The organism is Paenibacillus sp. sgz302191 (assembly GCF_057749925.1).
In genome coordinates, this window is the sequence record NZ_JBYLHY010000005.1 from 278,870 (window position 1) to 293,433 (window position 14,564).

Here is a 14,564-nt window from a genome sequence, read left to right on the forward strand (position 1 = left end):
GTTCAACACTTCCTTCCTATCGTTAATGTATTTACCACTACTATTTTACCACACTACCTTAATTTCCAAAAAAAAACTTATCTAAAAAATGTCATGAAGTTTATGACATTTCTTTACTTAGAATATCAAAATGAGTCATCAGACGGTGCGGCAGAGCCGCTTGGTTATTGAATGGAAACGGATGGTAACACATTCCCCCTCTACTCCTAAACCTTCATTAAAGCCGATACAACCTCTTGCATGTCTTCGGTGAATGCCACGGCGCTATCTTCATTTTCCTCAAAGCTCCCCGGATGATCTTGTTTCAATCGGATTAGGTTTTCACGCTCAACACCCAACTCCATATAGACCCTCTTCTTTCCTACGGAATCCAGTACGAAGTCTTTGTACAGCGCTTCTAATTCATCCCACTTCTCATCGTGTACACAGTATCGGTTGATTCTTGGAACCATCTCGCCGCCACAGACAGGACATGTGGGAACGAGCTCGGATGGTATTTTACAATCAACTGTCGTCTCAATCATGTCCTTTACCAGTCCTTCATTAGGATACAGCTTGTCATGGCAGCCTTTTGCACATTGCAGGTAGCCGCAATTGCCCTGGAGCTCGAATACTTTGTATGGCGGAAATCCCGCCTTCTCAAACCGGCTTTCGACATTGGTTGTAATGACGAAATATTTTTTGTTTTCAACCAACCGATATAAATCCTTGTAAAGCTTGGTAGGGCCGGTTTCATAACGATTGAGGCTGATATGTTTGGCCCAGTACGCCCATCTTTCCTCCTGTGTACGAAACGCGTAAAAAGCCGACGAATACATGTCGGCAGATAAGCCTGCCCCACCGCCTAACAAAATATATTCAGCCTCTTCTATCGCCTTTTTTGCCTTGTCTATGCGCGTCTGATAATTTCCCTCCACTCCTGTTCCTCCCAATTATGGATTTAAACTATCGTACACTCTGGAGTTAACTCCAAGTCAATACAAATCAACACTACTGGCCGTTCATTTCTTTTTTTCGGCACACATATACGAAAGCCGGAGGGATATTTCCCATGACTAAATGAATGTCGACAATATGAAAATCCCGTGAATGAATCGGGTAACGGGCCCTGTGCCGGCTCCGAGCTCTGCGGCGTGATGCACCTCATCCCAAGGGATGGAGGAAACCATCTTTTTCACCAATGCCTTTGAGCTCGGAATAACGCTCCCTATTTGTTTAGGAAAACGGAGGAACTTAAATAGAAATAAACACTTTTGACAGGTTGAAGCCATCGCAGTCATTTGAAACCTCTTCCCCCTTATTTTCAGGTCCTCCAAAAGCATGCAGGCGAACGATTTTTGTCATTTGAGGTACTCCTTTCAGTTGTTTCAAAGATTGCGTTTGGGTTCAGAACATAATCACCTCCTTTCGTAATATCCATTCTCCAGAGAGGATAACATAATTTTAATCGAACGTTCGTTTATTTACGATCAAAATAAAGAGGGACACACTTATGCTTTAATGGCATCCCAACACATTTGAACCAAGTCCTTCACATTCTTATCTGTAAATTCAAAATCGCCCTTGAAATGCAATTTAGCCAGTTCTGATAACGGATTTTGAATATATACGAACAACAAACTATCATCGCAATCTTTAAACAGCAGTTGTTCCCTGCCTTTCTCAACTAGCTTATAAAACGGCTGGGACATCAAATCGACGTCTTCCAGATTCAAATTCTCAACAAGCGGTGAATTGTTAAATTGTTCAAGGAATAAAAAATCATCTTTATGTTCAAAAATAAACGTGATGTAGTTTCTAATCACTAACTCAAGTCCGGCTTTGACGGGCATGGATTCATCTATTCCCGCAAACATTGTCGAACTCATTTTTTGTTTCACATTCAAAAACAGCTTGCCCAGCATGTCCTCCTTGTTCTCGAAATACACATAAATGGTCGATGGCGACACGTTCGCTCGCTTGGCGATCTTGGACATGGATATATCGGAAAAGCATGAGTCTATAATAAACGTTTATTCGATTAAAAGCCAACTAGCTCATAGAGCAGCTATCGATTGCCGTTTTATTCCTGCGGTCTTTTTAGATTTTTTTCTGTTTCGCCTATGGTCTCTTCATATCTTGAAATTTTGTAGTCCAGACGTTCCAATGTTTTCTTCATAATTTCCATTCTTTCAGCGAGCTGCTTACGCTCCTCGATCAACAGCTCTTTCCTTGTCTCAGCGGTCTCATCGCCTTGTTGAAACAGCCCGACATATTCAATCAATACTTCAATGGAAAGACCTGCACCTCGCATACATTTGACGAATTCGACCCACCTGCAATCTTCTTCCGAATAATCTCTGATTCCGCTTTTATTGCGGTTCACACGAGGAATCAGTCCGATCCGTTCATAATAGCGGAGCGTATCCTGCGAAAGATCAAATTTTTCACTTACTTGTGCAATTGTCACCGCCATGCGGTTTCACCTCCTGATATCAGATATTATTGCATTTGGAGCTAACTCCAAGTCAAGAGGAAAAAACACCTTTTTTAAATTGCGTGAAACTTAATTTCAGGAAATAAAAGATGGGCTAACCAAATAACTGGCCAACCCACCTCTCATCAAAGCCGCTTCAAGATGATAAAAGCATCTTTACAAGTTACAGGGTAGAGATGTCAATGACGAATCGGTACCGCACATCGCTGCGGAGAACACGCTCATAAGCTTCGTCTACCTGGTCAGCGCGGATTACCTCAATTTTAGGGGCAATGCCATGTTGAGCGGAGAAATCGAGCATTTCTTGCGTTTCTCGGATTCCGCCAACGAGTGAACCGGCAATGCTGCGACGACGCATGATTAAGGAAAATACATGGTATTTATCCGGTTGGCTTGGTGCGCCAACATTTACAAGCGTTCCGTCTACACGAAGCAGGGATAAATACGCATCAACGTCGAGATTTGCAGACACGGTATTTAAAATAAGGTCAAAACGACCGGCTAACTCGCTAAATGTAGCGGGATCGCTGGTTGCAAAGTAATGATCCGCACCAAAACTCAGGGCTTCGTCTTTCTTATTCAAAGACTGGCTCAAGACCGTTACTTCCGCACCCAAAGCATGCGCATATTGCACCGCCAGGTGGCCAAGCCCGCCCATTCCTACAATGGCAACCTTCTTGCCCGGACCGGCGTTCCAATGTTTCAAAGGAGAGTACGTGGTGATGCCGGCACATAAAAGCGGGCTTGCAACATCCAAATCCAGTGCGTCCGGAATGCGGACAACGAAATCTTCCTTTACAACGATTTTCTGGCTGTAGCCGCCATATGTTGGATTGCCGTCATAATCCAATGAATTATATGTGTTGATTACGCCTTTTGTACAAAATTGCTCCTCGCCGCGAAGACAATATTCACATTCTCCGCAGGAGTCAACAAAGCAGCCAACGCCAACGCGATCGCCAACGGCAAATTTCGTAACTTTCGGTCCGACAGCCGTCACGACACCTGCAATTTCGTGACCGGGAACCATCGGGAACATGCCACCCCCCCACTCATCGAATGCACTATGAATATCGGAATGGCAAATACCACTAAACTTAATATCGATTAAGACGTCATCCGGTCGTAATTCTCTCCGCTCAATAGTAGTCCTTTCAAATGGCGCTTTAGCATTTGAGACACTTAGAACATGGGTTCTGCACATGATTTCTCTACTCCTTCTCTCTTGGAAAATGTGAGGCCGCTGACCTATTCAGCCACCTGCAATTTAATGAACAAATGAAATTAAATGTCATTTATCAAATCCTCTCTCCGGTTATATAGAAAAGCTTACACTCTGGAGTTAACTCCAAGTCAATACCCTTCTGCTTGATATGCAGCTTGGGACTTCCACCGTAAAGATGACACCAAAAAAGCATCATCATTACCTGATGATGCTTTCTCACGCAAAAGGCGAATGTAAGCGATGCATAATTGATTTCCGCAAAAAATAACACCGGCGAACTCAATTTCTTTAAACAGCAGTGAAATTTTGCATTGCATACAGATCATAATCTGATTTATAATTTAAAAACAGCCAATATTTAACAAAGGACGACAATTAAGCCAATAATTTGACACATTCTAACAACAAATACTGTCGAAAATTACCAACTTTTGTCCTATTATTATTTCATATCATTCTTGAATTCGTTTTTAATCCGGCAATTGTGATCCCACCAAAATGGCTAAGCTGTTTTGGATACATACATACCCAAATGGCAAAGGAGAGAAAGTATGAAAAAAATCACTCATCTATTTTTAGCACTGACTGCAATCCTATTGTTGGTTCTTCCAGGTATGGCAAGTGCCAGTACAACAACGGCTCCGCAATGGTTGAATAGCGCTATTGCCTCCAAAGTCAATTTGGAGACTCAATATTACGTGTTTGGCCAAAATGAAACGGGAACAAAATACAGCCTTCTTATTGTCGATAAACAAACATTTGACACCTCTGCTGCAAAAGACGGCAAACAAGTATTTCGTCATGACGGTCAAGTTCTCTACTCTGACCACTCTCCGAACATTCCCGCAATCGTTTATCAATATGATGCTTCGGGAAATCTTGTAAAAACTTATGCTACTTACAAAATTGGCAGCCAATTCGGAATCAACGGCGGTGGCGGTTTAAACTTGCCAAACTTGATTCAAAGCAATAAAGACATCCTCAATTACAACACAGATGATATCACTCTTGCCGCCACTAACTAATTAACATTTTTCAAAAAAACTGGGCTTGGGATCACCCAGTTTTTTTGTTGCGGTTTTCGTCGTGTTCTTCAAGTTCATCACTTAGCCGCCATCCGTGCGATTCACCGCATAGCCCAAAGCTTTTCTCTCAGATTGCACCCTCTATCTTGACAGAAGTCCAACTACATTCTATTGTAAAGAAAGTTCTTGAATTTATTGACAAAAAACGACATAAACAAACATTTTTTTAACGATACAGGTTTTTCTCAAAATTATAGAAAAAGTTCCATTTTGTAGATCTGGACGAGGTACAATATAGAGGGGATCGGGTGTGTTGCGGAGCGAAAAAACATGCCGGAAAACTTTTGGAGGAACGCAGATGCTTGATTTTGTCGAATAATGGCAGCGGTAAGCGCGGGGTGTTTCCGAGAATAACCGGGGGCTTGGCTGAGGGTAATTGAAATGCAAAAGTCTGTAACATCGAGGGCAAGAACGGAGGATATGGATGAAAGGCTCGAATCAAAATAAGCGATGGATTCTTGTATTCGTGCTTATTTTAGGAGTGGCTCCCGGCGGGAATGGGTTTGCTGCGGATTCGCCTGTTTTAGATCAAGAGCAGGCAAATAAGGCAGGAAATGTATGGGTAGTAAATCGCGATTCCCCCCGTCATCAAACTTTTACCCCGGCTATTACGGGCGAGCTCAATAAGATCGATCTATGGATAGATAATATTTCCGGATCGCCCGGCGCAATAAAGGTGAGTATTTATAAGAACGATAATCTCGCGACACCGCTTGCTACAGCACAATTGACGTCGTACAGTGCAGGCTGGATAACGGTCGATTTCTCAGGAGCGCCGCCTTATTTGAAGAAAGCTACGTTGTATAGAATGGTTGTTTCCTCGGAAAATGGAGGAAGCACTACGGGTTTTGAATGGTACGGCAGTACTGGCGATCCTTATAAACGAGGATACTCCTTTGTTGCGGGATATGACCTTGCCTTCAGGACCTACATGATTCCGGATTATTCGTTATCCTTGGAGGAGAGTAAGGTTTACAGCGCGCAGTCCAGTCTCGCAGCCAATGGGACAAGTAAGACGACAGTTACCGTGAGGTTGAAGGATGCGCAGGGCAACGATTGGAAGACCGGGGGGCTACCTGTCACCATCACTTCGACGGCGGGGACGGTTGGCCCCGTAACGGACAACAATAACGGTACCTACACGGCGACGATCACTGCTTCGGCCACGGTCGGTACGGCGACGATCACCGCAACGGTCGGCGGTAGTGCGGTACCGTCGACAGCGAAGGTACAGTTCTTGGCGGGCCCGCCGTCGGCGGCGAACAGCTCAGTTGAAGCGGGCAGCACTTCGCTTACCGCTGACGGGACAAGCCAGACGGCGGTGACCGTCAAGCTGAAGGACGCTCAGGGACGAGCCATGACGACCGGAGGGTCGGCGGTCGCCATCACTCCGACGTTAGGTACGCTTGGCCCTGTGACGGACAATAGAAATGGCACCTATACGGCGACGCTCACGGCCCCGACGACGATAGGTACGGCGACGATCAGCGCATCGGTCGGCGGCAGCGCGATACCAGCGACGGCTAGCGTTCAGTTCGTGCCGGGCGCGCCGTCGGCAGCGAACAGCACTGTCGATGCGGGCAGCGCTTCGCTTAACGCTGACGGGACAAGCCAGACGACGGTGACCGTCAAGTTGAAGGACGCTCAGGGACATGCTTTGTCGACCGGAGGGTCGGCGGTCGTCATCAGCTCGACGTTAGGCACGTTAAGCGCCGTGTCGGATAACGCCGACGGCTCCTATACGGCGACGCTCACGGCTCCGACGACGATAGGTACGGCGACGATTAGCGCAACGGTCGGCGGCAGTGCAATACCAGCGACGGCCAGCGTACAGTTCGTGCCGGGCGCGCCGTCGGCGGCGAACAGCACTGTCGATGCGGGCAGCGCTTCGCTTACCGCTGACGGGACAAGCCAGACGACGGTGACCGTCAAGTTGAAGGACGCTCAGGGACATGCTTTGTCGACCGGAGGGTCGGCGGTCGTCATCAACTCGACGCTAGGCACGCTAAGCGCCGTGTCGGATAACGCCGACGGCTCCTACACAGCGACGCTCACGGCTCCGACGACGATAGGTACGGCGACGATCAGCGCATCGGTCGGCGGCAGCATGATTGCATCGACGGCTAGCGTTCAGTTCGTGCCGGGCGCGCCGTCGGCAGCGAACAGCACTGTCGATGCAGACAGCGCTTCGCTTACCGCCGACGGGACAAGCCAGACGACGGTGACCGTCAGACTTAAGGACGCTCAGGGACATGCTTTGTCGACCGGAGGGTCGGCGGTCGTCATCAATTCGACGCTAGGCACGTTAAGCGCCGTGTCGGATAACGCCGACGGCACTTATACGGCGACGCTCACGGCTCCGACGACGATAGGTACGGCGACGATCAGCGCATCGGTCGACGGCAGCGCGATTGCATCGACGGCCAGCGTTCAGTTCGTGCCGGGCGCGCCGTCGGCAGCGAACAGCACTGTCGATGCAGACAGCGCTTCGCTTACCGCTGACGGGACAAGCCAGACGACGGTGACCGTCAAGCTGAAGGACGCTCAGGGACACGCTTTGTCGACCGGAGGGTCGGCGGTCGTCATCAACTCGACACTTGGCACGCTGAGCGCCGTGTCGGATAACGCCGACGGCTCCTATACGGCGACGCTCACGGCTCCGACGACGATAGGTACGGCGACGATCAGCGCATCGGTCGACGGCAGTGCGATAACGTCGACGGCCAGCGTTCAGTTCGTGCCGGGCGCGCCGTCGGCGGCGAACAGCACTGTCGACGCGGGCAGCGCCTCGCTTGCCGCTGACGGGACAAGCCAGACGACGGTGACCGTCAGGCTGAAGGACGCTCAGGGACATGCTTTGACTACCGGAGGGTCGGCGGTCGTCATCAACTCGACACTTGGCACGCTGAGCGCCGTGTCGGATAACGCCGACGGCTCCTATACAGCGACGCTCACGGCTCCGACGACGATAGGTACGGCGACGATCAGCGCATCGGTCGACGGCAGCGCGATTGCATCGACGGTGAGCGTTCAGTTCGTGCCGGGCGCGCCGTCGGCGGCGAACAGCACTGTCGACGCGGGCAGCGCTTCGCTTACCGCTGACGGGACAAGCCAGACGACGGTGACCGTCAAGTTGAAGGACGCTCAGGGACATGCTTTGTCGACCGGAGGGTCGGCGGTCGTCATCAACTCGACGCTAGGCACGCTAAGCGCCGTGTCGGATAACGCCGACGGCTCCTATACGGCGACGCTCACGGCTCCGACGACGATAGGTTCGGCGACGCTCAGCGCAACGGTCGACGGCAGTGCGATTGCATCGACGGCGAGCGTTCAGTTCTTGCCGGGCGCACCGTCGGCGGCGAACAGCAGTGTCGATGCGGGCAGCGCTTCGCTTACCGCCGACGGGACAAGCCAGACGACGGTGACCGTCAAGCTGAAGGACGCTCAGGGACATGCTTTGTCGACCGGAGGGTCGGCGGTCGTCATCAACTCGACGCTAGGCACGCTAAGCGCCGTGTCGGATAACGCCGACGGCTCCTATACGGCGACGCTCACGGCTCCGACGACGATAGGTTCGGCGACGATCAGCGCAACGGTCGACGGCAGCGCGATTGCATCGACGGCCAGCGTTCAGTTCGTGCCGGGCGCGCCGTCGGCGGCGAACAGCACTGTCGATGCGGGCAGCGCTTCGCTTGCCGCTGACGGGACAAGCCAGACGGCGGTGACCGTCAAGTTGAAGGACGCTCAGGGACACGCTTTGTCGACCGGAGGGTCGGCGGTCGTCATCAACTCGACGTTGGGCACGCTAAGCGCCGTGTCGGATAACGCCGACGGCACCTACACGGCGACTCTCACGGCTCCGACGACAGTCGGCAACGCGACGATCAGCGCATCGGTCGGCGGCAGTGCGATACCAGCGACGGCCAGCGTTCAGTTCATGGAGAGAGACATGAGCGCATCTCACTCAACGCTCACCGCAAGCGATCTGGTCGTTCGGGCAGATGGCAAAAGCACCGCTTCGATCTTTGTAACGCTCAAGGACGCAGACGGCCATCCGCTAGCCGACAAACGAGTGAGTCTTCAAGCGAAAAACGGACGGTCGATCATCCAGGCAGTTTACGGAGTAACCAATGCGGATGGCATAGCTGCCTACACGGTGAGCAATACTGTAGCGGAGAACGTTGTTTATTTTGCAAAAGTAGAAGCAAGCGGACTATCGCTAGATCAAACCGTGGAGATTGTGTTTACTTACGATCAGCCTCCGGGTATCCGACTGCAAGAGGATCCTGCCGGCCCAACCTTTGGGAGTGTGACCATAACGGTTACTGCATCCGTATACGGTGAATTCAATAGCGTTTCGTCGGTCAAATGGGCGGCAGGAAGACGTTCGATCGCCGATTTCGATAAGATGGGTGTGGAAATCACGGACCGTTTTACCGTGCAAAAGAACGGGATTTATTCGGTCTATGTGGCAGATGCGGCCGGCAATGCGAACGTCAGCCTGATCGAGGTTACGAACATCGTTCCTTTGAGCGGCAATGCGAACTTGACCGGCTGGCAGCTTACAGGCTTGGGTGGGGCGGCGAAGTTTGATTTTAATCCGGGGATTACGAACTATACGGTGAATGTAAATCATTCGGTATTAGGTTTGAAAATGATGCTGACAACCTCGGATGTTTATTCCGCCGTCTATGTGAACGGATTGCAGGCAGCAAGCCATTCGATTACAAATGAATATCCGCTTGTAACGGGCCAAAACACGTTCGAGGTCATTGTCAAAGCTCAAGACGGTTCAACTAAAACGTATACCCTCAACGTGATTCGTTCAACCGAAAGCTCCAATTCCCTTCCCGGTTCCAGTTCCGGTTCAACTAGTCCTTCAGGCGCTGCAAATCTTTCGAGCGATTCGTTTCCGGACAATTGGCTTCTGATAGCGATAAATGACAAAAAGGTTTCCGTGAAAGCCTCGGTTCAAATAGATGCGAATGGATTGAAATCCATCGATATTCTATTAGATACAGACATTCTAAACAGAGCGCTTGACCCGTTATCTGCCGCATTTCAAGCGAATCTATCGATTGCGGTTGAGGATGTGGCGGACAAAATAACTCTGCGGCTTCCCGGCAAAGCTGTCACGCTCATTGCTGAGAAAGCAACTGTCATTGCTTTAAAAACACAACACGGCCAATATCGCCTGCCGCTTTCTGAGATCGTAAACCGGGAATCGGATTGGACGAACGATACGGAAGCTCAAATAACGATCGGGCGTGGCAATGACGAAGCGATACTTGGACTGCAGGATGCGGCAAATAAAGGCGGTTTCCGGTTGGCGGCGGGTCCGATTTATTTTAATGTGCATGTAACGCGTCATGGCGAGACAAAAGAGATTTCCAGCTTCAGCCGTTATGTGGAGAGGATCATTTACTTGCCGACGGATGTCGGAACGGTTTCAACGGCCATGGCTTGGGATCGGAAACCCGATGTGCGTCCGGTGCCGACGGAATTTACCAAAGTAGATGGTCGGCAGGCCGCCGTTATTCGCAGTTTCTCGAACAGCGCTTTTGTACTGGTATACAAACCGTCCCAATTAACAGACGTTCAAGGACACTGGGCCCAAGCTGAAATTGGCGATATGAATAGCAGAATGATCGTACATGGTGTAGATGGAACCCGATTCGCTCCTGAAACTGCTATCACTCGCGCAGAACTCGCTTCTTTGCTTGCAAGGGCGTTGGGTTTGCCGGAAAAAGGAGATGACGCCGTTTTCCGGGACGTAGCCAAGTCGAGCTGGTACAGCGGCGCTGTTGCAGCAGTTAAAGAATACGGAATTATGGATGGCTTCGAAGATGGAACGTTTGGTCCAAATCAGGAGGTATCGCGCCAAGAAGCGATCGTAACGTTCTTTCGAGCACTGCGACTGGCCAATGCCGCTTCGATAACTCCCGGTAAGCAAACGGATTTAACCGCCTACGCCGATAGCCATCAAATTGGCGACTGGGCGCGCGATGCGATGCGTACAGCTATTAAAGAGGGTCTGGTGAAGGGGTATGGACATGAGCTGCGTCCTCAAAAGTCATTGACTCGTGCCGAGACGACCGTGCTCCTTTACCGGGTACTATTAAAAGCAAGATTAATCAATGGAAAAAAATGAAACAAAAGACGAGCCGGACGGCTCGTCTTTTAGATGTATGGTCATCTTGACTATCCTCAGCAATTTATGGAAAAATCCCTTCCGCTTCTAATCTTTCTTTTGCAGCAGCACGGCAATAATGATAATTAGCCCTTTAACCAGACCTTGAAGATAAGGCGACACGCCTATCAGATTCATCGTATTATTTAAAATGCCCAGGATCAAAATTCCGAAAAATGTGCCGATGACCTTGCCGCGCCCGCCTGTCATTCGGGTGCCGCCAATAATAACAGCTGCAATGGCATCCAATTCGTACGATAATCCCGAGCTTGCGGAGGATATGGAGTTCAGTCTTGAGGATTCGATAACGGCAGCCAATCCCACAAGTATGCTGCATAGCATGTATACGCCGATCTTCACTCGATCGACCCGAATCGCGGAAAGCAGCGCCGCCCGTTCATTGCTGCCAATGGCGTAAACATATCTGCCGAATTTGGTTTTATGCAAGAGTACATAAATCACAATGGTAACCGCCAGGAAAATGATGATCGGATATGAGATGCCAAAAAGCTCATTGTTCGCGATCAAGGTGTAACCCTTGACTTTCCCGGCAATGCTCCCGCCATTCGCTATGTAGAGCCCTAACGACCTGGCTGCAGCCATGACACCGAGAGTAGCGATGAATGCAGCAATCTTCCCCTTGGTAATCATGATTCCATTAAGGAATCCGATGGCCGCCCCCGCCCCGAGCGCTGTCAATAATGCGATGGGAATGCTTCCCGTATCATTCAGTATAATGATCGTAATGGCCCCGATAAAGGCAAGAACCGCGCCAACAGAAAGATCAATGCCCCCGGATAGCATCACCACCGACATACCTAGCGAAATAATCCCAATAATGGAAACTTGGCGCAAAATATTTACCAGGTTGTTATATGAAGCAAAATCTCCTCCATTCACGACGACTGCGAACAGAACGATCACTACAAAGGCGATGATTACGCTATATTCCGACCATAACCAGTTCATGTGACGCATAAAAGGTTGAGTCCTACTATTCAGGTTCATTATGCTATTCCCTCTCTTTTGGCGCCGGTCGCATAAAGCATTACCGCTTCTTCAGTAATTTCATCTCTGCACAGTGTGGCTGCGATCTCGCCTTGGTACATGACCTTCACTTCATCGCAAAGCTTCTGCAGCTCGGGAACTTCAGACGATAAAAGAATAATGGCCTTGCCCCTTTCCGCCAATCCCATAATCAAGTGATAAATTTCGCTCTTGGCCCCGACGTCAATCCCCTGCGTTAGCTGATCGAACACGAGAATGTCCGAATCAACCTCAAGCCATTTCGCAAGAATGACCTTTTGCTGGTTTCCTCCGCTAAGTGCGGTAATCAGGACACTGGGGTCGGTCACTTTAATGTTCAACATCTCTTGATATTCAGCAAATTTCGCTTTTTCTTCTTTCGATCTAATCAAACCGCTCCGCGAAAAATGATCCAGTGCAGAGATGCTCATATTTTGCAACACGTTCATATCCTTAATGATGGCATTTTCTTTTCTATCCTTTGGAACGAAGCCAATTCCCGCTTGCAAAGCCTGTCTGGTATTTTTTATATGGCGAGGAACGCCATTGACGGAAATCGTACCCTTCGTTTTATTTCGGAATCCAAAAATGCTTTCAAACAACTCCGTTCTTCCATCGCCGGCCAAACCGACAAAGCCGAGAATTTGACCTTTATGCACGGAAAAATGAATATTTTTGAAAATCCGGCCGCAGCTTAGCTGTTTCACACTCAACGCTTCCGCGCCTATATTCCTTTGCCGGTAATACTCGATTCCGCCCACCGTTTTCCCGACCATCAGCTTCGTAATGCTTTCCTCATCGGCATCCCGGATATCTCCTGTACCCGCTACATAACCATCGCGCAGTACCGTGAATCGGTCGCAAATTTGAAATATTTCTTTTAGCTTGTGTGAAATATAGATGATGCTTACTCCGGATTCCTTCAATGTGCGCATGATTCGCATGAGACTCTCAACTTCGTGCTCGGTTAAGGATGTCGTCGGTTCATCCATGATGATGATCCTCGCATTATCCAATAAAGCCCGAGCGATCTCAATAATTTGCTTATAAGATGCTCCGATGTCTCTGACATATTTTCTTGGGTCGATCTCGATTCCCATTCGATGGAGTGTTTCCGTCGTTTTACTGCACATATCAGCTACATTTAAGAAGCCAAACCGGTTCGTCAATTCATTGCCTAGAAACATATTTTCATATACCTTCAAATCGGCAACGACATTCAGCTCCTGATGTATAAAGCTGATCCCCTTCTGCTTCGATGCCCGAGGATTCGCGAAATGAGCCTTCTCCCCCTGAACGGCCACATCTCCCCGATCCGGCTGCAATACGCCGCCCAAAATATTCATCAATGTGGACTTGCCGGCCCCATTCTCACCTAACAAAGCGTGAATTTCGCCCTTTTGGACAAGCAGTTCAACGCCTTTCAGAACGGGAACTTGATTAAACGATTTGTAGATATCCAGCATCTGCAGTACATGTTCCTTCATCCGCTTCTCCCCGCATTGCATGTAATCAGTAGTTGGCATTCGGATCGTAATATTGATTCACATTGTCCTTCGTTATTCGGTTCGCTTCCAATGTGATCACTTTATTTGCGGGACTGTCGCCATTCAAGATTTTCACAGCTGTTTTTACCGCATCTTTAACCATCAGAGGCGAATATTCAAAGGTTGCCTTGATCAGACTGCTGCCGTCTTGAATCATTTTGTACACTTCCTTGTTTCCGCCTGTCCCGGTGATCACTTTAATATCGGTGCGGTTGGCTTCTTTAACCGCTTGCAGTACGCCAAGAGCCATCTCGTCATCATGAGTAAATACAGCGTCGATTTGCGGTTGAGCTTGCAGTATGTTTTGCATCACGTTCAGCGATTTTTCCTTCTGAAAATCACCGGGCTGGCTTGAGATAATCTCCATGCCCGGGTAATCTTTGATCGCTTCTTTAAAGCCTTCGCTTCTCATTGTCGTTACACTTGAAGGTACACCGATGATTTCAACAATCTTCCCTTTTCCTCCCAGAACTTCCGACAAATATTTCCCTGCGCCTCTCCCGATTCCTTTATTGTCGCCTTTAATTAAAGCAGTAAAATTATCGCTGTTGATTTCCCTGTCCACTATGATCAAAGGAATGCCCGCCGCCTTGATCTTCGCCGCGGCAGGCGTTATCGCGTCACTTTCGATCGGCAGCAGCACAATCGCATTGACTTTCTTGGAGATCAGATCCTCAATGTCGTTCGTTTGCTTGTTCGGATCGGCTGCTGTCGTAATGACATACTCGATCCCTTGAGCCTTGGCTTCATCCTTCGCATTGCTGATGATGGCGCCCAGCCATCCATGGTCGGCAGCCGGGAACGACATGCCGATCACTTTTTTGCCGGCCTTATTATTTTCGCCGGAAGAATTACCGCCAGCACCTTTGGCATTGTTCTCATTGTTTCCTCCGCAAGCAGCCAGCGCCAACATCATAACGAGCGCCAGGATGGCGACGACCCCTTTTTTCACCATTTTCATTGCTGTACCCTCCCAAATTATGAATGTTTGAATCTCGCTTACACGTTCCATTTT

At 49.2% G+C, this 14,564-nt stretch carries 9 protein-coding genes and 1 pseudogene; 2 read left to right on the forward strand and 8 right to left on the reverse strand.

Annotation, left to right across the window (positions count from 1 at the left end):
• Nucleotides 1-206 precede the first annotated feature (206 nt).
• The 5 genes and pseudogenes from AC3G2T_RS09775 to AC3G2T_RS09795 all read right to left on the reverse strand — a co-directional run bounded on the left by AC3G2T_RS09775 (nucleotide 207) and on the right by AC3G2T_RS09795 (nucleotide 3,680).
• A complete protein-coding gene (locus tag AC3G2T_RS09775; RefSeq protein ID WP_488435304.1) occupies nucleotides 207-917 on the reverse strand; it encodes an SIR2 family NAD-dependent protein deacylase in 711 nt (236 codons plus the stop codon).
• 573 nt (nucleotides 918-1,490) lie between these two features.
• Nucleotides 1,491-1,904 (reverse strand): TetR family transcriptional regulator C-terminal domain-containing protein, encoded by a 414-nt coding sequence (locus AC3G2T_RS09780; protein ID WP_488435366.1) that lies wholly within the window; start codon nucleotides 1,902-1,904, stop codon nucleotides 1,491-1,493.
• A 6-nt stretch (nucleotides 1,905-1,910) separates the two neighbouring features.
• Nucleotides 1,911-1,976, reverse strand: a pseudogene (locus tag AC3G2T_RS09785) (TetR/AcrR family transcriptional regulator); the annotation flags it as partial.
• Nucleotides 1,977-2,062: 86 nt separating this feature from the next.
• A complete protein-coding gene (locus AC3G2T_RS09790; RefSeq protein ID WP_474679944.1) occupies nucleotides 2,063-2,455 on the reverse strand; it encodes a MerR family transcriptional regulator in 393 nt (130 codons plus the stop codon).
• Between the two features lie 184 nt (nucleotides 2,456-2,639).
• Nucleotides 2,640-3,680, reverse strand: coding sequence for an NAD(P)-dependent alcohol dehydrogenase (locus AC3G2T_RS09795; RefSeq protein WP_488435305.1), 1,041 nt, complete (start codon nucleotides 3,678-3,680; stop codon nucleotides 2,640-2,642).
• A 572-nt stretch (nucleotides 3,681-4,252) separates the two neighbouring features.
• Here AC3G2T_RS09795 and AC3G2T_RS09800 point away from each other — a divergent pair.
• Complete coding sequence (locus AC3G2T_RS09800) at nucleotides 4,253-4,726, forward strand: hypothetical protein (protein WP_474679942.1); 474 nt, start codon at nucleotides 4,253-4,255, stop codon at nucleotides 4,724-4,726.
• 484 nt (nucleotides 4,727-5,210) lie between these two features.
• The gene (locus AC3G2T_RS09805) at nucleotides 5,211-10,937 is read left to right on the forward strand and encodes an invasin domain 3-containing protein (RefSeq protein WP_488435306.1); all 5,727 of its coding nucleotides are present in this window, start codon (nucleotides 5,211-5,213) and stop codon (nucleotides 10,935-10,937) included.
• 87 nt (nucleotides 10,938-11,024) lie between these two features.
• On the opposite strand, the gene AC3G2T_RS09810 is transcribed toward AC3G2T_RS09805, so the two are convergent.
• The 3 genes from AC3G2T_RS09810 to AC3G2T_RS09820 are packed head-to-tail and all read right to left on the reverse strand — an operon-like array spanning nucleotide 11,025 to nucleotide 14,510.
• A complete protein-coding gene (locus AC3G2T_RS09810) occupies nucleotides 11,025-11,984 on the reverse strand; it encodes an ABC transporter permease (RefSeq protein WP_488435307.1) in 960 nt (319 codons plus the stop codon).
• Nucleotides 11,984-13,489, reverse strand: a complete 1,506-nt coding sequence (locus AC3G2T_RS09815) for a sugar ABC transporter ATP-binding protein (protein WP_488435308.1) — start codon at nucleotides 13,487-13,489, stop codon at nucleotides 11,984-11,986. Before AC3G2T_RS09815 ends, AC3G2T_RS09810 begins: the two co-directional genes overlap by 1 nt.
• Nucleotides 13,490-13,514: 25 nt before the next feature.
• Nucleotides 13,515-14,510, reverse strand: coding sequence for a substrate-binding domain-containing protein (locus AC3G2T_RS09820; RefSeq protein ID WP_488435309.1), 996 nt, complete (start codon nucleotides 14,508-14,510; stop codon nucleotides 13,515-13,517).
• Between the last annotated feature and the right edge of the window lie 54 nt (nucleotides 14,511-14,564).

What these genes read in the sequence shown, in the direction of transcription:
- AC3G2T_RS09780 (WP_488435366.1), bottom strand. Translation starts at nt 1,904, where the DNA reads ATGCTGGGCAAGCTGTTTTTGAATGTGAAACAAAAAATGAGTTCGACA.
- AC3G2T_RS09790 (WP_474679944.1), bottom strand. Translation starts at nt 2,455, where the DNA reads ATGGCGGTGACAATTGCACAAGTAAGTGAAAAATTTGATCTTTCGCAG.
- AC3G2T_RS09795 (WP_488435305.1), bottom strand. Translation starts at nt 3,680, where the DNA reads ATGTGCAGAACCCATGTTCTAAGTGTCTCAAATGCTAAAGCGCCATTT.
- AC3G2T_RS09805 (WP_488435306.1), top strand. Translation starts at nt 5,211, where the DNA reads ATGAAAGGCTCGAATCAAAATAAGCGATGGATTCTTGTATTCGTGCTT.
- AC3G2T_RS09815 (WP_488435308.1), bottom strand. Translation starts at nt 13,489, where the DNA reads ATGAAGGAACATGTACTGCAGATGCTGGATATCTACAAATCGTTTAAT.
- AC3G2T_RS09820 (WP_488435309.1), bottom strand. Translation starts at nt 14,510, where the DNA reads ATGAAAATGGTGAAAAAAGGGGTCGTCGCCATCCTGGCGCTCGTTATG.
- AC3G2T_RS09800 (WP_474679942.1), top strand. Translation starts at nt 4,253, where the DNA reads ATGAAAAAAATCACTCATCTATTTTTAGCACTGACTGCAATCCTATTG.
- AC3G2T_RS09810 (WP_488435307.1), bottom strand. Translation starts at nt 11,984, where the DNA reads ATGAACCTGAATAGTAGGACTCAACCTTTTATGCGTCACATGAACTGG.